Origin of the sequence: Microbacterium sp. Yaish 1, from assembly GCF_002245215.1 — a bacterium.
In the GTDB taxonomy this organism is placed as follows: Bacteria; Actinomycetota; Actinomycetes; order Actinomycetales; family Microbacteriaceae; genus Microbacterium.
Map to the genome: position 1 here is coordinate 1,530,009 of NZ_NPMR01000001.1, position 21,732 is coordinate 1,551,740.

Sequence of the window (21,732 nt, forward strand, 5' to 3'; positions counted from 1 at the left end):
TCAGAACCGTTCGGGCCGCACGAGGGCGACGACGAGGTAGACGATGGCGGCGACGGCCAGCACCGCCGCGAGGAGCGAGAAGACCATCACAGCTTCTCGACCCCCCGGGCGATGAGGCCGGCGAGGGCGAAGAGCGCGAGGATCGCGGCGAGATAGATGAGGTCGAGCACGAGACCCGATGCAACACCCCGTCGGATGCCGCGACCGCGGTCCTCACGGAATCCATACGGCCTCGCGCCCGCTCCTCACGCCGCCCTCACGGTTCGATGGCGATACATCCGTCGGACGGGCGGTGCTGGTGTCGCCTCGTACCTGCGCAAAGACGACACCAGCACCACCGGTCCTGCAGATGTAGCGCAAGCCCGGGCCTCCCGGCCGGATCAGGCGGCGGGGTCAGGGGGCGAGCGGCGGCATCTCGTCGTCGATGACCCCGATGCCGACGGCGTGGTGGCTCGGCTCCTCGTCCTTCTGTTCGGGGGCCTTGGGCTCTTCGCCCGGCTCCTTCGCGACGCTGGGCTCTTCGAGCTCCTCCGTCGAGGGGTTCTCGTCGGGGGCGTGCTGGGCGCCCTCGTCGGCGTGCTCGGCCTCGTTGTCGTGGTGATCGGTCATGTCGTACTCCCTTCCACTTCCAGCGTGCGCCGATCCGGCCGCCGATGTCACCGGCTTGACGTAGGGTCGCGGGATGGACCCGGAAGCGCGGCTGCACGAGCGCAAACGCGAGCTCACCGTGCAGCTCGACCGGCTGGATGCCGACGACGACAGCCTTCGTCACGACCGCGCCGACGCCACCGCCGACGACGAGCACGACCCCGAGGGGTCGACGCTGTCGGGGGAGTGGCAGCGGGTCGAGGCGCTGCGCCGCGCGGCGCGGGCCGAGCTCGCCGAGGTCGAGGCCTCCCTCGCCCGCGTCGCCGCGGGCACCTATGGCGTGTGCGCGAGCTGCGGCCGCGACATCCCGGTCGAGCGCCTCGAGGTGCGCCCCCACGCGACGATGTGCGTCACCTGCGCTTCGCGCTAGCCACGCCCGTAGCTGTCCACGCCGCCCGCGTCCGGCCGAACGTCGGCGAATCGCGCGAGATTCGGGCGGATGCGGCATCCCGGTCCGAGTTTCGCGCCGATCTCCGAAATTCGTTCCGCCGCGGGTGTTGACACCGACCACCCCGAGCCCTAACGTACAACCAAATGGTTGCACGAAACGAACCCCGGGCGAGCGAGCGGAGCGAGCTGAGCGATGACGACATCGACCGCCTCTTCCACGCGCTCGCGACGGCGACGCGTCGCGACATCCTCCGCCGCACGATCGAGCACGAGCAGTCGGTGTCGGCGCTCGCGGCCGACTACGACATGTCGTTCGCCGCGGTGCAGAAGCACGTCGGCGTCCTCGAGACGGCCGGCCTCATCGTCAAGCGGGCCGAGGGGCGCGAGCGCCTCGTCCGCGCCGATCCGGCCATGATCGCCCGCGCGCGGGCCCTGCTCGCCCGCTACGAAGACCTCTGGCGTGCCCGCGTCGACCGGCTCGACGCCCTGCTCGCCGAGCCCGAAGACTGACACCCGCAGGCCCGCACACCCACCCACGCGCACCATCCGTTCGAAGGAGAATCCGATGCCCGTCACCGACATCACCACCGATGCCGAGAACCTCACGATGACGCTCGTGGCGGATGTCGCCGCGCCCGTCGACCGCCTCTGGCGCGCGTTCACGCAGCCTGCACAGCTCGAGCGCTTCTGGGGTCCTCCCGGCTGGCCCGCGACCTTCACGCGGTTCGACTTCACCCCGGGCGGACGAGCGCAGTACGCCATGTCGAGCCCGCAGGGCGAGAAGTCGCGCGGCACCTGGGAGTTCATCGCGATCGACGAGGGCCGCAGCTTCGAGGTGCTCGACGCGTTCGCCGACGAGAACGGCGAGCCGATGGAGCAGTTCCCCGCAATGCGCATGGTGTTCTCGTTCGAGACGACCGACGCCGGCTCGCGCCTGACGAACGTCACCTACTTCACCTCGGCCGAGGGGCTCGAGCAGGTCATCGCGATGGGCGCCATCGAGGGCTCGCGCCTCGCCATGGGCCAGCTCGACGCGGTCGTGCAGGACCTCCGTGCCTACGCGCAGGGGCAGGGCACGCGCGTCGAACTGCTCGACGACACGCACGTGCGCATCACCCGGTTCATCGACGGTCCGCGCGAGCTCGTCTGGCGCGCGCACCACGAGACCGAGCTGCTGAAGAAGTGGATGCTGGGTCCCGACGGCTGGACCATGACGGTCGCCGAGCCCGCCACCGAGGTCGGCGGGACGTTCCGGTACGCGTGGGAGCAGGAGGGCGCTCCCGAGACGGCGTTCGGTTTCGAGGGTGAACTGCTGCAGCTCGACGCGCCGCGCCGCGAGGTCACGACCGAGCGGATGTCGGGAGTCGAGGGGCCCGGCACCGTCAACGACCTGCAGCTGTACGAGGAAGACGGCGCGACCCTGCTCACGCTCCTCGTCGAGTATCCCGACAAGGAGACGCGCGACACGGTCCTCGCCACCGGCATGGCCGACGGCATGGAAGACTCCTACGCCCGCCTCGAGGCGGAGGTGCTGTCAAAATGATGGGGTGACCGAACCCGTGATCGCCCTGCAGAATCATCCCGGCGACGTGGAGTTCCCCGTCCGCCCTCGGCGGCGGTACACGCGGATGCTGGACGCGCGGCGCAAGGCCGACCCGAAGGCCATGCGCAAGCGGGCCCTCCCCGTGACGGCGATCGCGGTGCCGATCGGCATCCTGGGCTTCGTGCTGTCGTACGTGTGGGTGGGCAGCGAGGATTTCGGGAACAACCTGTTCGGTCTCTTCCTCGGGATGTGCGCGGGCCTGCTCGTCGCGTCGATCGTCCTCGCGGTGCGCGACGCCCGCGCTCCGCGCAACGCGCAGCGGCAGTATCTCGCGCTCGCCGCGCGGAGTCCGCTCACGCCGCGGCAGCAGCAGATCCTCGCGCTCGACGCCGCCAGTGACTTCTCGATGCGCGGGTGGAACTCGTCGCTCGCCTTCACACCGACCTTCGCGGAGCTGCCGCAGGACCTGCGTGCCAAGCACCGTGACGGCGCCGATGGATCGCCGTGGTTCGCGATGCCGCTGCCCGGCATGCAGCAGCTCCGCGCTGCGCTCGACGAGCAGTTCAAGATCGTGTCGCGCTCCGACGCCGAGCTGCTGGTGGCCGACACGCTCGCCCGCGGCGTCCTCTCGACACGGTTCGCCGAGGTCGCGCGGAGCGATGCAGCCGAGCACATGATGTCGCGCATCGCGGCCCTCACCGACCTGCCGGTCTTCGACATCCACGATCTCGCGCGTGGCGACGAGGAGCGTCCGCCCCGGCTGCTGCTGGCCGCCGACATCGAGCGCGCGATCGGCGGTGTCCGCTACGCCTACGTCGCCGGCTACCTGACCGCCGACGAGGCGTGGGCGCTGCTCGAGCCCCTCGCGACGCGCGCGTTCACCACGTACCGCGATCGCGACGAGTACTGGCGCGAGGTCGTCATCGCGACGGCGTTCCGCACGGACTCGCTCGAGTCGGTGCAGCGCCAGCGCGAGACGCTCGCGGAATTGCAGCGATCGGACTGGCCCGCGGCATCCGTCGCCTGGCCCGCGGCCTGACCGGCGCCCGGCTTGCCCGGACGCGGCGCGCGTTCAGGCCCGGCCGAGACCGTCTTCGAGGGCGACCCAGGCGAGCATCGCGCACTTGACGCGCGCCGAGAACTTCGAGACGCCCGACAGGGCCGCGGCATCGCCGAACGTCTCCTCGTCGAGGGGGATGCTGCCCCGCGAGCGCAGCGCTTCGCGGAAGCGTTCGATGAGGGCGGCCGCGTCGGCCCGCGTCATCCCGGCGCCCTCAATCTCCTCCTCGACCAGCGCGGCGAGCATCGACGCCGAGGCCTGCGAGATCGAGCAGCCGGTGCCCTCCCACGAGACCTCGGTGATGCGGTCGCCGTCGACGGCGACGCGCAGCGTGATCTCGTCGCCGCAGACGGGGTTCTTCTGGTGCGAGTCGGCGTGCGCCGCGTCGCCGACGTCGTGGAGCGGGTTGCCGACCGGGTGCTTGGAGTGGTCGAGGATGAGCTCCTGGTACAGCGAGTCGAGCCCGGTCATGCGTGCGCCCCTTCGGCCTGATCGGTGACGCCGAAGAAGCCGCGGATGCCGCGCACCGCGTCGAGGAACAGGTCGACGTCGTCCTCGGTGTTGTACAGCGCCGTCGAGGCGCGGACGGATGCCGTCATCCCGAACTGCCGGTGCAGCGGCGCGGCGCAGTGGTGTCCGACCCGCACGGCGATGCCCTGGGCGTCGAGGAACTGTCCCGCGTCGTGCGCGTGCACGCCCGCGACGTCGAACGACCACAGGCCCACGCGCTCGGCGCCCGGTGCGTCGCCGAGCAAGCGGACGCCGGGGATCTCCCGGAGGCCCGCGCCCATGCGCTCGGCGAGGGCGACCTCGTGCGCATGGATGTTCTCGGGGCCGACGTCCTGCAGGTAGCGCACGGCCGCGGCGAGACCGATCGCGGGACCGACGGCCTGCGTTCCCGCCTCGAACTTCTGCGGAGCCGGAAGGTACTCGGCGTGGTCGAGCGTGACGGTGGTGATCATCGACCCGCCGGTGAGGAACGGCGGCAGCGCGTCGAGCACCTCGGCCCGGCCGTACAGCCCGCCGATCGCGTAGGGGCCAAGCATCTTGTGGCCGCTGAACACGGCGAGGTCGACGCCGAGCGCGGGGAGGTCGAGCGGCAGATGCGGGGCCGACTGGCACGCGTCGAGCACGGTCGTGGCTCCCACCGCCTGCGCGAGCGCGACGATCTCGGCGACCGGGTTGACGATGCCGAGCACGTTCGAGACGTGCGTGAAGGCGACGATCCGGGTGCGTTCGCCGACGATGGATGCCGCGGCATCCAGATCGAGCGTGCCGTCGGCCCGCGCCGGGATGTGGCGGAGCACCGCGCCGGTGCGCGCGGCGAGCTCCTGCCACGGGATGAGATTGGCGTGGTGCTCGATCGCCGTCGTGACGATCTCATCGCCCGGGGCCAGCGCGTAGGGGGCGGACGCCGGCGCGCCGCGGCCGAGCGTTGCGTTGCCGATCGCGTAGGCGACGAGGTTGAGGCCCGCTGTCGCGCCGCTCGTCCAGACGAGCTGCTCGGGCTGGGCGCCGACGAAGCCGGCGACGGCGGCGCGGGCATCCTCGAAGAGATCGGTCGCCTCGGCGGCGAGGGTGTGCGCGCCGCGGTGGACGGCGGAGTTGGCGTGCGTGAGGAAGTCGCGCTCGGCGTCGAGGACCGCGGTGGGCTTCTGGCTCGTCGCGGCGGAGTCGAGGTACACGAGCCGGTGCCCGTTGACCTGCTCCGAGAGGATCGGGAAGTCGGCGCGCAACGACACCGCGTCGAGCGGGCTGACGCGCGGCGAAGCGGCGGGAACGGCGGGAGAGCTCACCCCTCTAGGCTACGCCCGCCCGTCGGGCCGGGCTCGGGCGCGGGTCGGCGGGCGGCGAGAACGTACCGCCGCCACCAGAACGCACCGTGCCGGGTACGCGCTCAGCGAGAGGGTGCGTTCTCGCGGCGGCCCGGGCGCCGGGCCCCGGGTCAGCGCTCGTCGGGCGAATCGGTGTGTGCCACGAGGCCGTAGGTGGCGGAGGCGCGGCCGGCGCGGTCGTCGCCGGGCATCGGGCGCGAGCGCCGACCGTAGACGATCTCCGACGAGTCGAGCAGCCAGGGCACGAGGGTGATCTGCACGCCGTGCACCATCATGAGCTGCTGCGCGATGCGGCGGGCGCGCCGGTTGTGCAGGAACGTCTCCCACCAGTGCCCGACGATGTACTGCGGCAGGTAGACCGTCACCACCGACGAGCCGTGCTTCTCGCGGTACTTGCGGATGAAGGCGGCGAGGGGAGCGGCGTACTGGCGGTAGGGCGACTCGATGATGACCAGCGGCACCGGCATCCGGTGCACCTCCCAGTCGGTCTGCACCTCCTGCGCGGATTCCTTCGACACCGCCACGTGCACGGCGATCGTCTTGTCGTGCTTGGCCGAGAGGGCGTAGTCGACGGCCTTCGCGACGGGCTTCTGCAGGCGGTTCACCAGGACGAGGGCGACGTCGCCCGTCGAGCCGTAGTGCACGTCGTCGTCCATCGCGATCTCGTGCTCGACGTCGCGGTAGTAGCGGCTGACGCCGACCATGAGGAACGCCAGGATCGGGATCGCGATGAACACCAGCCAGGCCCCGTGGGTGAACTTCGTCACGGTGACGATGACGAGCACCGCGACGGTGAAGGTCGCGCCGATGCCGTTGATGAGCAGCCCCCGGCGGGCCTCCGCGCGGTCGGCGGCGGTGGAGGGATGCAGCAGCCGCAGCTCGCGCCGCCAGTGCTTGACCATGCCGACCTGGCCCAGCGAGAACGACACGAACACGCCGATGATGTACAGCTGGATGAGCGTCGTCAGGTCGGCCTGGAACACCACGAGCACCAGGATCGCGGCGAGCCCCAGGATGATCATGCCGTTGGAGAAGACGAGTCGGTCGCCCCGGGTGTTCAGCGACTTCGGCGCGTACCCGTCGCGGGCGAGCACAGCGCCCAGCAGCGGGAAGCCGTTGAACGCGGTGTTCGCAGCGAGCAGCAGCACACACGCGGTCGCCGCCTGGATGATGAAGAACGGGATCGACCCCATGCCGAAGGTGGCAGCCGCGATCTGGGCCATGAGGCTCGGCTGCGGTTGGTTGACGCAGTCGAAGCCGACGAGGGCGCAGGGATCCTCCGCGTAGTGGACGCCGGCGATGAGACCGAGCGCCGTCAGGCCCGAGAACAGCAGGATGGCGATCGTGCCCATCATGACGAGTGTCTTCTGGGCGTTCGCGATCTTCGGGGCACGGAAGGCCGGCACACCGTTCGAGACGGCCTCGACACCGGTCAGGGCCGAGCAGCCGCTCGAGAACGCCCGCAGGATCAGGAGGATGAGCGCGACCTGGCTGAGGCTCTCGGCCTCCATCGCGAACTGCGCGCTCGAGGCGACGGGGGCGTCGCCGAGCAGCGTGCGGATGAGCCCCGTCGCCACCATGACGCCGACGGAGCCGATGAAGATGTAGGTCGGCACGGCGAACGCGGACGATGCCTCGCGGACGCCGCGGAGGTTGACGATGATGATGAGGACGACGAACCCGACGGCCAGTTCGACCCGCCAGGGGGCGAGGCTCGGCAGCGCCGAGATGATGTTGTCGACACCGGATGCCACCGACACGGCCACCGTGAGGATGTAGTCGACCAGCAGTGCGGCCGCGACGACGACTCCGGCCTTCTCGCCGAGGTTCGTGCGCGCGACCTCGTAGTCGCCGCCGCCCGACGGATACGCCTTGATGAGCTGCCGGTAGCTGAGCACGACCACGATGAGCAGGGCCACGACCGCCAGTGCGACCCACGGGCTGAACGCGAGCATCGCCGTGCCGCCGATCGCCAGGATCATCAGCAGTTCCTGGGGTGCGTAGGCGACCGACGACAGGGCGTCCGAGGCGAAGATCGGCAGCGCTCGGCGCTTGGGGAGGAGCTGCTCGTCGAGCTTCTCGGAATCGAGCGGATCGCCGATGAGGATGCGCTTGGCGATCGGCGTGGAATCCTCGCCGGGCTCGCGACTGTCAGTGGTCACGGCGGGCGACATTACGCCTGGCGCGGCATCCTGCGCAATCTCGCCGCGCCGAGCGTCACCAGAGTGTTGCCGAACCGCGTCTTCCGCTGACCTAGAGCCGCGAGTACGGGGCGTAGTCGATGGCGGTCACGTGCGTCGCGTCGGGGTCCGAGTCGGCGAAGACGCTGTAGGTGAGGTCCTCGGTCGACCCCGCCTCCGGCCAGCGGCCCGTGCGCTCGATCTCGAAGGAGAACCGCAGCCCGCCGTCCCGGAACTCCGACTCATCGTCGGGGCCGGCCGCGCGCGCGGCGTCGACGTCCATTCCGATCGCGAGGCCGAACTCAGGAGCGAGCGCGACACCTCCCACCTCATTGGCGGTGATCGCCGCGCGGGTCGGGATGCCGTACTCGTTCCGCGGCTTGTCGCCGGGGACCTCCACCATGTCGTAGAGGGTGAAGCCTCGCCAGTCGTAGATCGTGTAGTCGGGGAAGTGATTGCCGTCTCCGGTCTGGACGCCGAGCTCGGGCTCGGCGCCGAACGCCTCGGTCAGTGCGGCGACGGCAGGCCCGACCTCATCGCGCCAGCGGAACTCGAGCAGCGCCGATCCATCGTCGGCGAGGATCGTGAAGCCGGTCGCCGCCATGACCACCTCGGCCGCGACGGGAGCCGCATCCGTCGGCGGGGGTGTCGGCGTGGGCGTCGGGGTCGGCGCCGGTGCCGCGCTGGTCGGTGCAGGGGACGACGGTGCCGCCGCAGGCTCGTCGTCACGCTGCGTGAGCAGGAACACGACGACCGCCGCCACGACCAGCAGCACCCCCGCCACGATCGAGAGCACGATGAGGGGCCGCCGCGGTGTCGCTGTGGTCATACTCGCCATCCTGGCAGGGGAGTCACCGACGGCGGCATCCCGGGGCGGTACACGGATGCAACGAATCGGTTACGACGCGCCGGGTACGGATGCCGCGCCGCGGCGTGTCGGCGACGATCCCTTGCATCGCGGCGCGGGGCCCCACCCGGGGACCGACCCGCGACCAGGTCAGCGGCCGGCGCGGAAGGTGTAGGTGACGGTGACCTTGCTGCCCTCGACCGTGACGGCTGCTCCGAAGCGGCGCTGCCCGTCCTGGTAGAAGGTGTTGCGGTCCGAGCCGAACACGAACGAGCCGCCCTGGCCGGAGTCGGGACCGAGCGCCGCGACCTCGTCGGCCGACATGTCGAGCTCGACGCCGAAGTCGTCGGTCACCGGCACGTCGATGTCCGAGTCGTAGGAGATGAACGTCGGTGCCGGAACCTCGGCTCGCGGACGGTTGCTCTCGCTGAGGTAGACGTCGTAGAGCCGGAAGCCCTCCCACGCGTAGATCTTGTACGCGTAGTTCTCCGCGTCACCGTTCTGGAAGTCCTCCGTCGGCGCCGCGCCGAAGAGTTCGGTGAGGGCGGCCACGGCCGGGGCCGCGTCATCCGCCCACGCGTGGGTGAAGACCGTCGAACCGCTCGCGTCGCGGATGGTGAACCCGTCGGCTGTCACCGCGACGCCCGACGTCGCGGCTGCGCTCGGGCTCTCCGACGGCTGCGGGGTCGCCGACGACTGCGGGATCGACTGCGTCGCCGGAGCCGTCGGCACCGGGTCGGCCGCGGGCTCCTGACGCTGCGACTGCTGCGACAGGTAGATCGCGAACACCACGACGACCGCGACGACCAGCAGGCCGGCGATGCTGGAGAGGATGACGAGCAGACGACGATCGCCGCCGCCGCCGTCGTCGCTCCGCTCTGCCGGACGCGGCGCGAGGGGCTCGTCGGGCCAGTCCGCCATGACGGACGGCATCCCCGACCCCTTCTCGCGCTTGGGGCCGGGCTCGCGCGACGCGCGGGGCTTCTTCGCGCGGGGCTCGCGGGGCCCCCGGGGTTCGCGGGGCTCCCGCGGCGCCTTCTCGCGCTTCGCGCGCTCGGGCTTGGCCGGCGGCTCGTAGGGCTCGAAATCGGCGAACGGGTCGTTGGGGTCGCTCATGCGAGGAACTCCTTGGCTGCCACGACGAGGTTCTCGACGCCGCGCTCGATCGTCGGATGCATGACCGGCGCGAAGAACGGGGAGTGGTTTGTGGGGATGTCGCGCTCGACGGTGCCCGCCGCGACGGCATCCGCGAACTTCTGCGGGTCGACGCCGCCCCAGAACCAGAACACGAGGGGGACGCCGGCCTCGCGCGCGAACCACGAGACGTCCTCGCTTCCGGTGAACATGCCGGGGTCGACGACGCTGCCCTCGCCGAACGCGCGCTCGAAGGCGGCGGTCAGACGGGCCGTCGCGGTGTGGTCGTTGATCGTCGGCGGCAGGGTGTGATCGGTCGTGATCGTCGGCTCGGTCTCGGCGCCGGATGCCGCGGCCTCGGCGCGCACGATCCGCTCGACCTTCGACATGACGCGCTCCCGGGCCGCGTCGTCGGGGTATCGCAGGCTGAGCTCGAGCTTGGCCTCGGCGGGGATGATGTTGTTCTTCAGGCCGGCGTGGATCGAGCCGACCGTCACGACGGCGACGTCGCGAGGGTCGACCTCACGCGAGACGATCGTCTGCAGCCGCATGACGGTGGCCGCCGCCATCACGACCGGGTCGATCGTGGAGTGCGGGCGCGAGCCGTGTCCGCCGCGGCCGTGGAGCACGACCGTCAGGCCGTCGGATGCCGCCATCTGCGTGCCGGGTCGCACGCCGATGACACCGGCGGGCAGCGGCGTGACGTGCTGGCCCAGCACGATGTCGGGCTTCGGGAAGCGGTCGAGCACGCCGTCGGCGATCATCGCCTGCGAGCCCGCGCCGTACTCCTCGGCGGGCTGGAAGACGGCGACGACGGTTCCCGACCACTCGTCGCGCGTCGCGAGGAGCTGCTCGAGCGCCCCGAGGAGCGCCGTGACGTGCATGTCGTGGCCGCACGCGTGCATGACCGGCACGTCGTTGCCGGCCGGGTCGACGCCGCGCGCCGTGGAGGCGTAGTCGAGGCCGGTCTGCTCGGGAACGGGCAGGCCGTCCATGTCGGCGCGGAGCCACACGACGGGACCGTCTCCGTTGCGGATCGCGGTCACGACACCGGTGCGGCCGATGCCCTCCTCGTACTCGAGACCGAGCTCGCCGAGCCGAGCCGCGATGACAGCGGCCGTCCGCGTCTCCTGGAACGACAGTTCCGGGTGCCGGTGCAGGTCGGTGTAGAGGGCGTCGAGGTCCAAGGCCATGCTTCGAGCCTACGGGAGGGTGCCTGCGCGCCGCCCGGGCGCCGTTGCGGGGCCCGCGGCGCGACTCAGGCGGGTGGCGCCGTGCTCGACCGCTCCACGAGGGCGAAGTCGAGGTCGGCCGGGGGCTCGGACGCCGCCCCGCGCAGCGCGGCGATCATCGCCGAGGCCACACGCTCGCCCTGCCGTCCCGGGAACTGGTCGACCGTCGTGAGGCCGAAGAACCCGCCGAGGTCGTGACCGTCGACCCCGATGACCGACACGTCCTCCGGCACGCGCAGCCCGAGCTCGCGCGCCGCCAGCATCGCACCGATCGCCATCTCGTCCGAGGCCGCGAAGATCGCCGTCGGTCGTGCTTCCGCGTCGCGGAGCAGCCGTGTCGCGGCGTCGTGCCCTCCGGCCATCGTGAAGTCCCCGGCGGCGAACCGGTCATCACGCACCGGCAGGCCGGCCTCGGCCAGGGCCGCCTCGAAACCGCGGCGACGCTGCGACGGGATGTGGAAGTCGCCCTCGAACTGCGGATGCAGACCGATGTGGGCGATGTCGCGGTGCCCGAGGCCGAGCAGGTGCTCGGTCGCCGTCCGCGCCACCTCGATCTCGTCGACGGTGAGCGATCGCAGGCCGGGCAGCTGCCCGCCCATGGCGATGACCGGCAGGCCGAGGTCGCCGAGCTGCGCGATCTCGTCGCGCGCGAGCGCCATCGACACGACGATCACCCCGTCGACCCGCTGACGTCGGAGGGAGGTCGCGAACACCCGGCGGCGCTCGTCGGCCTCGGCGGTCAGGGCGTACAGCGCGACGTCGTAGCCGTCGCGCTGGAGTGTCGCGGCGATGCCCGTCAGCACGCGCGAGAAGAACCAGCGGTCGAGGATCGGCACGAGCACACCGATGTTGCGGGTGCGTCCGGACGCGAGGCTCGATGCCGCCGACGAGACGACGTACCCGAGGTCGGATGCCGCACGCAGCACGCGCTCGCGCGTCGTGGGCGACACCGGGCCGCGGCCGCTGAGGGTGCGGGAGACGGTCGCCGTCGAGACCTCGGCGCGTCGCGCGACGTCGTCGATGCCGACCATCTCCCGCTCCTCTCGTCAGCTCGCGCGGATCCAGACCGCCGCGTCGACGGGCAGCTCGGAGCCGTCTCCGGCGCTCGCGGCGAGGCCGGCGACGCTCGAGACCAGGATCTCACCGGCGGGCAGTGCGACCGCGCTCGTGCCGGTGTTGGCGACGACGAGCACGTCGCCGTTGCGGAACGCCACGACGTCGTCGCCCAGCTGCAGGTCGACCCACTCGAGTGATCCGGCGCCGAGGTCGTGCCGGCGGCGCGCCGCCAGCAGTTCGCGGTACAGCGTCAGCGTCGAGGTCGGGTCGCCGTCCTGGGCGGATCGGGCCAGCCCCTTCCAGTCCTCCGGCTGCGGCAGCCACGAGGCGCCCGTGGGGCTGAAGCCGTAGCCGGGGGCGTCGGCCTCCCACGGGATCGGGACGCGGCATCCGTCGCGGCCGTAGCGCTCGCCGTCGGTGCGGAACCAGGTCGGGTCCTGGCGGGCGTCGTCGGGCAGGTGCACGACCTCGGGCAGCCCGAGCTCCTCGCCCTGGTAGAGGTACGCCGAGCCGGGAAGGGCCAGCATGAGCGTCGTCGCGGCGCGGGCACGGGCGAGGCCCACGACGGGGTCCGGCTGGCCGGGGGAGTCGGGTCCGAGGCCGTGACCCTGGGGGTTCTCGGCCGTCAGCGCCAGGCGGGAGGCGTGGCGGACGACGTCGTGGTTCGACAGCACCCAGGTCGCCGGCGCGCCGACGGCGGGGAAGGCGCGCAGCGACTCGGAGATCACCTCGGTGAGATGGTCGGCGTCCCACTCGGTCTGCAGGTACGGGAAGTTGAACGCCTGGTGCATCTCGTCCTGGCGCACCCACAGGGCGGTCTCGTCGACCGTGGGCAGCCACGCCTCGGCGCACAGGGCCCGGTCGCCTTCGTACTCGGCGAGGATGCGGTTCCATCGGCGGTAGATGTCGTGCACGCCCTCCTGGCCCCAGTAGGGGACGTCGAGGCTGTCGCCGCCCATCGATCCGGCGTCCTCGGCCGGCACGAAGTCGGGCAGGCCGTCGGACTTGACCAGTCCGTGGGCCACGTCGACGCGGAAGCCGTCGACCCCGCGGTCGAGCCAGAAGCGGAGGATGCGCTCGAACTCGTCGCCCACCTCGGGGTTGGCCCAGTCGAAGTCGGGCTGGGTCGAGTCGAAGAGGTGCAGGTACCACTGGCCCGGCGTGCCGTCGGGGTTCGTCGTGCGCGTCCAGGCGGGGCCGCCGAACACCGACTCCCAGTTGTTGGGCGCCTCGTCGCCGTTCTCGCCCTTGCCGTCGCGGAAGATGTAGCGCGCGCGCTCCGGGCTGCCCGGCTCGGCGGCGAGGGCCTTCTGGAACCACGCGTGCTGATCCGACGAGTGGTTGGGGACGAGGTCGACGATGACCCGGATGCCGCGGGCGTGCGCCTCCTCGAGCATCGTGTCGAAGTCGGCGAGCGTGCCGAACAGCGGGTCGACGTCGCAGTAGTCGGAGACGTCGTACCCGGCATCCTTCTGCGGCGACCGGAAGAAGGGACTCAGCCACACGGCGTCGACGCCGAGGTCGGCGAGGTCGCCCAGGCATGAGGTGATGCCGGCGAGGTCGCCGATGCCGTCACCCGACGCGTCGGCGAAGGAGCGGGGGTAGATCTGATAGATGACGGCGGTGCGCCACCACTCGGCGCCGGGCCGGGAGATCCCGATCGGGGCGAGGGTGGATGCCGCCGTGTCCACGGAGGAGGAGGTCATGGCGCTCACTCTAGTGCAAGCGCTTGCAGTCGCGCCGTCACCGTCGGTGGCCTCTCGAAACGGGCCTAGGGTGGTTCGGTGACTTCCGACCCCCTCGAGCACGCCGAGTCGCTCATCGCGCTCATCCCGGACTTCCCCGAACCGGGCATCCTCTTCCGTGACATCTCGCCGCTGCTCGCCGACGCCACCGCGCTGCGCAGCGTCATCGACGCGATCATCGCGCCCTTCGCCCGGGAGTTCGACGTCGTCGCCGGCGTCGAAGCACGCGGATTCCTCATCGCCGGCGCCGTGGCCGCCGCGAGCGGCGTCGGCATGGTGCCGATCCGGAAGGCCGGCAAGCTGCCGCGCCCGGCGGCATCCGTCTCGTACGACCTCGAGTACGGTCAGGCGACGATCGAGATGGCGGACGACCTGCCCCGCGGTACCCGCGTGCTGCTCGTCGACGACGTGCTGGCCACGGGGGGAACCCTGCGTGCCGCTCAGCGCCTGCTCGAAGGCCTCGGGCACCGGACCGTCGGGACCGCCGTCCTGATGGAGCTCACCGAGCTCGGCGGGCAGGACGTCTGCGGTCCGGTGCACACGATCTTCCGCGTCTGACGCCGTCCGCGGATCGGATCCGCGCGGCCGTGGCGCCGGCGCCGTCTATCATCGGTGCCGTGGGAGCCGATCGCGCGGAGGCCGACCTGCCCGCGTCGATCGGGCGGAGGCTCCGAGCGCTGCGCGCGCGGACCGGGCGATCGCTCGCCTCGGTCGCCCGTGAACTGGGCATCTCGGCCAGCGCGCTCTCGCAGATCGAGACCGGGGCCATGCAGCCCTCGGTGCACCGGCTCGTCGAGCTGGTGGGCGTGCTGGGCGCGCCGGTGTCGGCGATCTTCGACGATCACGCCGTCGCGGCCTCGCCCGACCCGGGTGCGCCGGGCGACCTCGCCGAGCCGGTGCCCGGGGTGTTCGTCGCCCGGAGCGGCACCGAGACCACGGCCCACCTCGGGCAGGGCGTGACCTACCGCCGGCTGACCCCCGTGCCCATCCCCGGCGTCGAGCACTTCGAGTCGACCTACCCGCCCGGCGCGAGCTCGAGCGCCGACGGCGGCCTGCTCGTGCACGCCGGCTACGAGAGCGGGCGGGTGGTCAGCGGAACCCTGACCTTCGAGTTCGTCGACGGCGAGGTCGAGCTCGGCCCCGGCGAGTCGCTCTCGTTCGCGGCATCCCGTCCGCACCGCGTCGCCAACCGCACCGACCGCGTGGCCGTGGCGACGTGGCTCACGGTCGTGGGCGCCACCGCTCCCGCCGCCGACTGACCCGCGCCGGGCATCTTCACACCGTCGTTACACGGCGGAAACCAGCCCGCGCGCGTTAAGTCATAGCTTCATGTCTCAGCTCCACCTCACCCAGGCTCCACCTCGCCGGGGCATTGCGCCCCTCCCTGGAAGGCACGCACATGACAGCTCCCGACAACACCCTCGCCCCGGTGACGGCGCCGCACGACCTCGTCGCCGCCGCCGGCCATCCCGGGGGAGGAGGCGACGTCCGGCCCGGCTACGACCCGCGGCTGGCGAACGAGGATCTCGCTCCGCTCCGCAAGCAGAAGTGGACCTGGTACAACATCTTCGCCTTCTGGATGTCGGACGTGCATTCCGTCGGCGGCTACGTCACGGCGGGCTCGCTCTTCGCGCTCGGCATCGCCGCGTGGCAGGTGCTCGTGGCTCTCGTGGTCGGCATCGTCATCGTGCAGGTCTTCGCGAACATGGTCGCCAAGCCCAGTCAGAAGACGGGCGTGCCGTATCCCGTGGTCAACCGCGCCATCTTCGGGGTGCGCGGCGCGAACATCCCCGCGGTCATCCGGGGCATCATCGCGATCGCCTGGTACGGCGTGCAGACCTTCCTGGCGGCGCAGTCGCTGAACATCATCTTCCTGAAGTTCATCCCCGGATCCGCGGCACTGCTCGACGTGAGCTTCCTCGGCCTCTCGGCGCTCGGGTGGATCTCGTTCTCGATCCTCTGGGTCGCCCAGGTCGCGCTGTTCTGGAACGGCATGGAGGTCATCCGCCGCTTCATCGACTGGGCCGGTCCCGCCGTCTACGTCGTGATGATCGTGCTCGCGGTGTACCTCGTCAGCCAGGCCGGCTGGGAGAACATCGACCTCAACCTCTCCGACCCCGCCGCCGCACCGCACGACGTGTGGGGCACCCTCGGACTCATGGCGATGGCCGTCGGCATCGTCGTGGCGTACTTCGCGGGGCCGATGCTGAACTTCGGCGACTTCGCGCGGTACGGCCGGTCGTTCAGCCAGGTCAAGAAGGGCAATTTCTGGGGCCTTCCGGTGAACTTCCTGTTCTTCTCGATCCTGACCGTGCTGACGGCGGCCGCGACCGTGCCGGTGTTCGGCGAGCTGCTGCTCGACCCCATCCACACCGTCGAGGCGATCGACACCCCCTTCGCGATCCTGCTCGGCGGGCTGACCTTCGTCACCGCGACGGTCGGCATCAACATCGTCGCGAACTTCATCGCGCCCGCCTTCGACTTCTCCAACGTCGCGCCCCAGAAGATCTCGTGGCGCATGGGCGGGATGATCGCCGCGGTCGGATCGGTGTTCCTCACGCCGTGGAACTGGTACTCGGACGCCACCGCGATCCACTACTCCCTCGGCATCCTCGCGGCCCTGATCGGTCCGCTGTTCGGCCTGCTGATCGCCGGGTACTACATCGCGGCCAAGCAGCGGATCCGCACCGACGACATGTTCACGATGAGCGAGAGCGGGGCGTACTGGTATCGGAAGGGGTACAACCCGAACGCGATGAAGACGCTCGTCGTCGCCGGCGTGCCGACGATCCTGCTGGCCATCCTGCCGAAGACCTTCGCCGACATGGGGCTGTTCGACGTCTCGTGGATCGGGAACTTCACCTGGTTCATCGGGTGCGGTCTCGCGTTCGCGGTGTTCGTGCTCTTCGAGCGTCGCGACCCGCAGGTCCCCACGTTCGCGGGCGAGACCGAGGGCATCTCGGACGGCACCCTGCCCGAGCCCGCGCCGGGGTCCGTCGCGTGAGGATCACCCTGATCAACCCCAACACCTCCCGGGCGATGACGGCGAAGATCGGCGCCGCCGCCCGGGAGGTCGCCGGGCCCGGGGTCGAGGTCGTCGCCGTGAACCCGACCGACGGCGCGGCCGCGATCGAGAGCCACCTCGACGAGATCGCCGCCGCCCGCTCGGTCGTCGAGATCATCGAGGCCGACCTCGCCGCCGGCGGCAGCGACGCGTACGTCATCGCGTGCTTCGGCGACCCCGGGCTCGACGCCGCGCGCGAGCTCGTCGACGTGCCCGTCATCGGGATCGCCGAGGCTGCGATGCACGTCGCGACCCTGTCCGGCCGTCGGTTCGCCGTGGTCACGACGCTCGGGCGGACCCTCGGCCGGGCGCGCGATCTGCTCGCCCGGTACGGGATGACCTCGGCGTGCGCCTCGCTCGTGGCCTCCGGCATCCCCGTGCTCGATCTCGAGGACACCGGCTCGGACGCTTTCGAGCGCATCGCGGCGCTGTGCGCCGCCGAAGTGGCGGGCGGGGCCGACGTCATCGTGCTCGGGTGCGCCGGGATGGCCGACCTCTGCCATGCGCTGTCGGAGCGGGTCGGCGTGCCCGTCGTCGACGGGGTCGGTGCCGCGCTCGGGCTCGCGTCGGCGATGGTCCGGATGCGGGTGGGGACGAGCAAGCGCGAGGAGTACGCCGCCCCGCCGCGTCGTCACGAGAGCGTTACATCGGGGTGACCCCGGCGGCGGTGTTAACCCATAGCTTTATATTCGACACGGATGCCGCATCCCGCGACGCCCGTTCCGACCCGGGAGATCTCGTGACCGCACCGCCCTCATCGCGCTTCGTCGTGCGTGCCCGCCGCGTCTTCGACGGCTCGGACCTCGTTCCCGCGGCCGTCGTCGTCGAGGACGGGCTCATCACCGCCGTTCTCGACGAGGACGCGCCGGTCGCGGATGCCGCGGACCTGCGAATCCCCGCCGACGCCGTGCTGCTGCCGGGGCTCGTCGACTCGCACGTGCACGTCAACGAGCCCGGACGCACCGAGTGGGAGGGCTTCGGCTCGGCGACGCGGGCCGCGGCGGCGGGCGGCGTCACGACGATCGTCGACATGCCGCTGAACTCCATCCCGCCGACCACGACCGCCGCGGCGCTCGCGGTCAAGCGGGCCGCCGCTGCGGCATCCGCTCGTGTCGACGTCGGGTTCTGGGGCGGGGCGGTGCCCGAGAACCTGGGTGCGCTGGCGCCCCTCCACGAGGCCGGCGTGTACGGGTTCAAGTGCTTCCTCGCGCCGTCGGGCGTCGACGAGTTCGGCCACCTCGACCGTGTCCAGCTGCGCCGTGCGATGGCGGAGGTCGCCGAACTCGGCTCGCGGCTCATCGTGCACGCCGAGGACCCCGCGCTGCTCGGCGCCGACGGAGCGCTCGGCCGCGGCTACGGCGCGTTCCTCGCGTCGCGTCCGGCCACGAGCGAGGCGTCGGCGATCGAGGCCGTCATCGAGGCCGCACGCGAGACCGGTGCCCGTGCCCACATCCTGCACCTGAGCGACGCGCGGTCGCTGCCCGCCATCCGGGCGGCCCGTGCTGCCGGCGTCGACCTCACGGTCGAGACGTGCCCGCATTACCTGACGATCGTCGCCGAGGAGATCCCCGACGGCGCGTCGGAGTTCAAGTGCTGCCCGCCCATCCGCGAGGCCTCGAACCGCGACCTCCTGTGGGAGGGGGTCGTCGACGGCACGATCGACGCGATCGTCAGCGACCATTCGCCCTCGACCGTCGACCTCAAGCGTGCGGGTGACGGCGACTTCGGCCTCGCCTGGGGCGGCATCTCCGGGCTGCAGGTCGGGCTGTCGGCGGTCTGGACCGAGGCGCGCGAGCGCGGCATCCCCCTCGAGACGATCCTGCCGCTGTTCACGACGGGTCCCGCGGCCGTCGCCGGCCTCGACGCCGTCGGGCGCATCGCCCCCGGTGCCCCGGCGCACCTCGCCGTCTTCGCACCCGACGACGTCGTCCACGTCGACGCGCGCGAGCTGCGTCACCGCAACCCGATCTCCGCCTACGACGGCCGCGTGCTGACGGGACGGGTGCGCCGGACCTGGCTCCGAGGCGAGGTCGTGTTCGAGTCGGGAGCGGATGCCGCCGCCGCCGTCGCCCGCACGGGAGATCCAGGGGGCCGGCTGCTCTCGAGGAGCGGCGCCCTCGTCGCGGTCGGGCAGGGCGCGTCGTGACCGGCCCCGCCGAGGACATCCCCGCCGCAGACATCCCCGCCGACCTCGCGGCGGCCTTCGCGGACTACGAGCGCGCGATCGTCGAGAACGACCTGGCGGCGCTCGACGCCGCGTTCGCACCGCGACCCGACACGATGCGCGCGGATGCCGCAGGCCTGCTCGTCGGCCACGAGGCGATCAGCGCGTTTCGTGGTGCGCGGGGCGGGGTCGCGGCCCGCGAGATCGAGACGATCGAGTACCGGCCGCTCGCGCCCGACGTCGCGCTGCTGATCTCGGTCTCGCGCTACGCCGCGGGCGGGACCGGCCTGCAGACCCAGCTCTGGCAGCGCATCGATGGCCGCTGGCTCATCACCGCGGCGCACGTGACACCGCGTCCGCAGGCGTTCGACCGGTCCATCTGGCGCGCCGTCGGCGACCCGCTGCACCCGGCTGCCGGGGAGGGGCCGCTCGCGGGGCTGACCGTCGCGGTCAAGGACCTGTTCGCGATCAGCGGCGACCGCATCGGGGCCGGAAACCCGACCTTCCTCGATTCCGCGCGGCCCGAGACGACGACGGCACCCGCCGTCGGCGACCTGCTGCGCGGCGGGGCGTCGCTGCGCGGCATCGCCCGCACCGACGAGTTCGCGTACTCGGTCGCCGGCGACAACGCCCACTACGGCACCCCGCCGAACGTCGCGCTGCCCGGGGCGCTCCCGGGCGGCTCATCGAGCGGGCCGGCATCCGCTGTCGCGGCGGGTCACGCCGACATCGGCCTCGCGACCGACACTGCGGGATCGGTGCGCGTGCCCGCCTCGTACCAGGGCCTGTGGGGTCTGCGGACCACGCACGACCTCGTGCCCCGGCAGGGCATGCTGCCCCTCGCGCAGAGCTTCGACACCGTCGGGTGGCTGACCCGCGACGGCGCGACGCTCGAGCGCGTCGCCGAGTGGAGCCTCAGCTACGACGGGTCGGAATCGACCGAGAACGTCCTCGGCGAATCCGCCCACGACCTGCCGTGGCGCTTCGTCGTGCCGGAGGAGATCGTCCGCGCCGCCGAGCCCGACACCCGGCGCGCGTTCGCGGCCCTGCTCGACCGCCTCGCGGCATCGGCCGAGCCCGCCCCCGTCACGTCGGCCGCGATCGGTGATCTCGACGAGTACCTCGACCCGTTCCGCGTCGTGCAGGGCGCGGAGGCCTGGCGCAACAACGGTGCGTGGCTCACGCGGCATCCCGGAGCCACGGGAGCCGCGGTCGCCGACCGCTTCCGCGCCGCCGCCGCCGTGACTTCCGACGACGAGACCCGGGCGCGCGCCGCGCTCGAACCCCTCGCCGACCGGCTGCGCTCCCTCACCGACGACACGGTGCTGCTGCTGCCGACCGTGCCGGGTGCCGCGCCGCCCCGCACCGCGCGCGGCGAGGCGCTCGACCACGTGCGCCGCGCGACGCTGCGGATGACGACGCCCGCCGCCGTCGCCGGTCTGCCGGCGATCTCGATTCCGCTGCTCACCGTGCCGTCCCCGCTCGGCGCCGCGCCGGTCGGGGTCAGCCTCGTCTCGCGAGCCGGCACCGACCTCGCCCTCGTGCGGCTCGCCCGCCGCCTGTTCTCGCTCCTTGACCCCCGGATGGACCCCCGATGACGACCCCGACCGTTCACATCCCCGGACCGATCGATCCGCCCGCGCGTCTGCTGATGGGCCCCGGGCCGATCTCCGCCTACCCCAGCGTGCTGTCCGCGATGTCGGCCGCCCTCGTCGGGCAGTACGACCCCTTCATGACGCGCACCATGACCGAGACGCAGGAGCTCTACCGCGCGGTCTGGAACACCCGCAACGATGCCACGATGCTCATCGACGGCACGAGCCGCGCCGGCATCGAGGCGGCGATCGTCTCGCTCGTCCGGCCCGGCGACCGCGTGCTCGTGCCGGTCTTCGGACGCTTCGGGCACCTGCTGGCCGAGATCGCCGAGCGTGCGCTCGCCGAGGTGCACACGATCGCGACCGAGTGGGGACAGGTCTTCACGCCCGCCGCGATCGAAGAGGCCGTCGTCCGGGTCAAGCCCACGCTGCTCGCGCTCGTGCAGGGCGACACCTCGACGACGATGAACCAGCCGCTCGATGAGATCGGCGCGATCTGCGCGAAGCACGGGGTGCTGTTCTACTCCGACGCGACCGCTTCGCTCGGCGGCAACGAGTTCGACGCCGACGACTGGGGCCTGGATGCCGCCACCGCGGGGCTGCAGAAGTGCCTCGGCGGTCCGAGCGGCTCGGCGCCCATCACGCTGAGCGAGCGAGCCGTCGAGGTCGTGCGCTCACGGGCGCGCATCGAAGCCGGCATCCGCGAGCCCGGCGACCCCGACGCGGCCGACTTCGTCAGGTCGAACTACTTCGACCTGGGCATGATCCTCGACTACTGGGGTCCGCGCCGGCTCAACCACCACACCGAGGCGACCTCGATGCTCTACGGCGCCCGCGAATGCGCCCGTGTTCTGCTGCTCGAGGGGCGAGACGAGGTCATCGCGCGGCACCGTCTCGCGGGTGCCGCGATGCTCGCCGGCGTGCAGGCGCTCGGGCTCACGGTCTTCGGCGACGTCGCGCACAAGATGAACAACGTCGTGGCCGTCGAGATCCCCGAGGGCGTGCCCGGCGACGAGGCGCGCGCCGCGCTCCTCACCGACTTCGGCATCGAGATCGGCACATCGTTCGGCCCGCTTCACGGCCGTGTGTGGCGCATCGGGACGATGGGCTACAACGCCCGGCAGGACGCCGTGCTGACGACCCTCGCCGCCCTCGAAGCGGTGCTGCGCCGCTACGGTGCCGCGGTGCCGGTCGCCGGTGGTGTCGAAGCGGCGGCGGACGTCTACCGGGGACGCTGAG

General features: G+C 71.8%; 21 protein-coding genes. 11 read left to right on the top strand and 10 right to left on the bottom strand.

What is annotated here, in order from left to right; all coding sequences use genetic code 11:
* Together kdpF and CI089_RS07315 are read right to left on the bottom strand one after the other, a co-directional pair.
* Complete coding sequence (gene kdpF / locus CI089_RS07310; protein ID WP_064955215.1) at positions 1-87, bottom strand: K(+)-transporting ATPase subunit F; 87 nt, start codon at positions 85-87, stop codon at positions 1-3.
* Positions 88-393: 306 nt separating this feature from the next.
* Positions 394-609 carry a hypothetical protein gene (locus CI089_RS07315; protein WP_094260865.1) on the bottom strand — a complete coding sequence of 72 codons (216 nt, stop codon included), beginning with the start codon at positions 607-609 and terminating at the stop codon, positions 394-396.
* A gap of 73 nt (positions 610-682) precedes the next feature.
* On the opposite strand from CI089_RS07315, the gene CI089_RS07320 reads away from it, so the two are divergent.
* The 4 genes from CI089_RS07320 (at position 683) to CI089_RS07335 (ending at position 3,620) form a co-directional block, all read left to right on the top strand.
* Positions 683-1,018 carry a TraR/DksA family transcriptional regulator gene (locus CI089_RS07320; protein ID WP_094260866.1) on the top strand — a complete coding sequence of 112 codons (336 nt, stop codon included), beginning with the start codon at positions 683-685 and terminating at the stop codon, positions 1,016-1,018.
* A gap of 164 nt (positions 1,019-1,182) precedes the next feature.
* On the top strand, positions 1,183-1,548 hold the full coding sequence (locus tag CI089_RS07325; protein WP_094260867.1) for an ArsR/SmtB family transcription factor: 366 nt from the start codon (positions 1,183-1,185) through the stop codon (positions 1,546-1,548).
* Positions 1,549-1,603: 55 nt separating this feature from the next.
* Positions 1,604-2,581, top strand: a complete 978-nt coding sequence (locus tag CI089_RS07330) for an SRPBCC family protein (RefSeq protein WP_094260868.1) — start codon at positions 1,604-1,606, stop codon at positions 2,579-2,581.
* 4 nt (positions 2,582-2,585) lie between these two features.
* Entirely contained in the window at positions 2,586-3,620 is a 1,035-nt protein-coding gene (locus CI089_RS07335) for a DUF1266 domain-containing protein (RefSeq protein WP_256977625.1), read from the top strand.
* 33 nt (positions 3,621-3,653) lie between these two features.
* On the opposite strand, the gene sufU is transcribed toward CI089_RS07335, so the two are convergent.
* The 8 genes from sufU to CI089_RS07375 all read right to left on the bottom strand — a co-directional run bounded on the left by sufU (position 3,654) and on the right by CI089_RS07375 (position 13,631).
* Positions 3,654-4,112 carry a Fe-S cluster assembly sulfur transfer protein SufU gene (gene sufU, locus CI089_RS07340; RefSeq protein ID WP_094260869.1) on the bottom strand — a complete coding sequence of 153 codons (459 nt, stop codon included), beginning with the start codon at positions 4,110-4,112 and terminating at the stop codon, positions 3,654-3,656.
* A complete protein-coding gene (locus CI089_RS07345) occupies positions 4,109-5,437 on the bottom strand; it encodes a SufS family cysteine desulfurase (protein ID WP_094260870.1) in 1,329 nt (442 codons plus the stop codon). Before CI089_RS07345 ends, sufU begins: the two co-directional genes overlap by 4 nt.
* Positions 5,438-5,586: 149 nt before the next feature.
* Entirely contained in the window at positions 5,587-7,650 is a 2,064-nt protein-coding gene (locus tag CI089_RS07350; RefSeq protein WP_094260871.1) for an APC family permease, read from the bottom strand.
* Between the two features lie 79 nt (positions 7,651-7,729).
* Positions 7,730-8,485, bottom strand: a complete 756-nt coding sequence (locus CI089_RS07355; protein ID WP_094260872.1) for a hypothetical protein — start codon at positions 8,483-8,485, stop codon at positions 7,730-7,732.
* Between the two features lie 168 nt (positions 8,486-8,653).
* A complete protein-coding gene (locus tag CI089_RS07360) occupies positions 8,654-9,619 on the bottom strand; it encodes a hypothetical protein (protein ID WP_094260873.1) in 966 nt (321 codons plus the stop codon).
* Positions 9,616-10,830 (bottom strand): amidohydrolase, encoded by a 1,215-nt coding sequence (locus tag CI089_RS07365; protein WP_094260874.1) that lies wholly within the window; start codon positions 10,828-10,830, stop codon positions 9,616-9,618. Before CI089_RS07365 ends, CI089_RS07360 begins: the two co-directional genes overlap by 4 nt.
* Before the next feature lie 65 nt (positions 10,831-10,895).
* Positions 10,896-11,900 carry a LacI family DNA-binding transcriptional regulator gene (locus CI089_RS07370; protein ID WP_094260875.1) on the bottom strand — a complete coding sequence of 335 codons (1,005 nt, stop codon included), beginning with the start codon at positions 11,898-11,900 and terminating at the stop codon, positions 10,896-10,898.
* A 15-nt stretch (positions 11,901-11,915) separates the two neighbouring features.
* Positions 11,916-13,631: a glycoside hydrolase family 13 protein gene (locus CI089_RS07375; protein ID WP_094260876.1), complete on the bottom strand. Its 1,716-nt coding sequence runs from the start codon at positions 13,629-13,631 to the stop codon at positions 11,916-11,918.
* Between the two features lie 78 nt (positions 13,632-13,709).
* On the opposite strand from CI089_RS07375, the gene CI089_RS07380 reads away from it, so the two are divergent.
* From CI089_RS07380 to CI089_RS07410, 7 genes are all read left to right on the top strand, one after another.
* Positions 13,710-14,228 carry an adenine phosphoribosyltransferase gene (locus tag CI089_RS07380; protein ID WP_094260877.1) on the top strand — a complete coding sequence of 173 codons (519 nt, stop codon included), beginning with the start codon at positions 13,710-13,712 and terminating at the stop codon, positions 14,226-14,228.
* Positions 14,229-14,287: 59 nt separating this feature from the next.
* Positions 14,288-14,929, top strand: a complete 642-nt coding sequence (locus tag CI089_RS07385; RefSeq protein ID WP_143738935.1) for a helix-turn-helix domain-containing protein — start codon at positions 14,288-14,290, stop codon at positions 14,927-14,929.
* Between the two features lie 140 nt (positions 14,930-15,069).
* The gene (locus CI089_RS07390) at positions 15,070-16,674 is read left to right on the top strand and encodes an NCS1 family nucleobase:cation symporter-1 (RefSeq protein ID WP_094260879.1); all 1,605 of its coding nucleotides are present in this window, start codon (positions 15,070-15,072) and stop codon (positions 16,672-16,674) included.
* Positions 16,671-17,390: an aspartate/glutamate racemase family protein gene (locus CI089_RS07395; protein ID WP_094260880.1), complete on the top strand. Its 720-nt coding sequence runs from the start codon at positions 16,671-16,673 to the stop codon at positions 17,388-17,390. Before CI089_RS07390 ends, CI089_RS07395 begins: the two co-directional genes overlap by 4 nt.
* 83 nt (positions 17,391-17,473) lie before the next feature.
* Positions 17,474-18,880, top strand: coding sequence for an allantoinase AllB (allB, locus tag CI089_RS07400; RefSeq protein ID WP_094260881.1), 1,407 nt, complete (start codon positions 17,474-17,476; stop codon positions 18,878-18,880).
* Positions 18,877-20,496, top strand: a complete 1,620-nt coding sequence (locus CI089_RS07405; RefSeq protein ID WP_256977626.1) for an AtzH-like domain-containing protein — start codon at positions 18,877-18,879, stop codon at positions 20,494-20,496. The genes allB and CI089_RS07405 overlap by 4 nt, the downstream gene beginning before the upstream one ends.
* The gene (locus CI089_RS07410; RefSeq protein ID WP_094260882.1) at positions 20,493-21,731 is read left to right on the top strand and encodes a pyridoxal-phosphate-dependent aminotransferase family protein; all 1,239 of its coding nucleotides are present in this window, start codon (positions 20,493-20,495) and stop codon (positions 21,729-21,731) included. The genes CI089_RS07405 and CI089_RS07410 overlap by 4 nt, the downstream gene beginning before the upstream one ends.
* Position 21,732: the final 1 nt, after the last annotated feature.

Bases quoted from the DNA above. Each gene is read 5' to 3' on its own strand.
- kdpF (WP_064955215.1), bottom strand. From the start codon at position 87: ATGGTCTTCTCGCTCCTCGCGGCGGTGCTGGCCGTCGCCGCCATCGTC.
- CI089_RS07315 (WP_094260865.1), bottom strand. From the start codon at position 609: ATGACCGATCACCACGACAACGAGGCCGAGCACGCCGACGAGGGCGCC.
- CI089_RS07320 (WP_094260866.1), top strand. From the start codon at position 683: ATGGACCCGGAAGCGCGGCTGCACGAGCGCAAACGCGAGCTCACCGTG.
- CI089_RS07325 (WP_094260867.1), top strand. From the start codon at position 1,183: ATGGTTGCACGAAACGAACCCCGGGCGAGCGAGCGGAGCGAGCTGAGC.
- CI089_RS07330 (WP_094260868.1), top strand. From the start codon at position 1,604: ATGCCCGTCACCGACATCACCACCGATGCCGAGAACCTCACGATGACG.
- sufU (WP_094260869.1), bottom strand. From the start codon at position 4,112: ATGACCGGGCTCGACTCGCTGTACCAGGAGCTCATCCTCGACCACTCC.
- CI089_RS07350 (WP_094260871.1), bottom strand. From the start codon at position 7,650: ATGTCGCCCGCCGTGACCACTGACAGTCGCGAGCCCGGCGAGGATTCC.
- CI089_RS07355 (WP_094260872.1), bottom strand. From the start codon at position 8,485: ATGACCACAGCGACACCGCGGCGGCCCCTCATCGTGCTCTCGATCGTG.
- CI089_RS07360 (WP_094260873.1), bottom strand. From the start codon at position 9,619: ATGAGCGACCCCAACGACCCGTTCGCCGATTTCGAGCCCTACGAGCCG.
- CI089_RS07365 (WP_094260874.1), bottom strand. From the start codon at position 10,830: ATGGCCTTGGACCTCGACGCCCTCTACACCGACCTGCACCGGCACCCG.
- CI089_RS07370 (WP_094260875.1), bottom strand. From the start codon at position 11,900: ATGGTCGGCATCGACGACGTCGCGCGACGCGCCGAGGTCTCGACGGCG.
- CI089_RS07375 (WP_094260876.1), bottom strand. From the start codon at position 13,631: ATGACCTCCTCCTCCGTGGACACGGCGGCATCCACCCTCGCCCCGATC.
- CI089_RS07390 (WP_094260879.1), top strand. From the start codon at position 15,070: ATGACAGCTCCCGACAACACCCTCGCCCCGGTGACGGCGCCGCACGAC.
- CI089_RS07410 (WP_094260882.1), top strand. From the start codon at position 20,493: ATGACGACCCCGACCGTTCACATCCCCGGACCGATCGATCCGCCCGCG.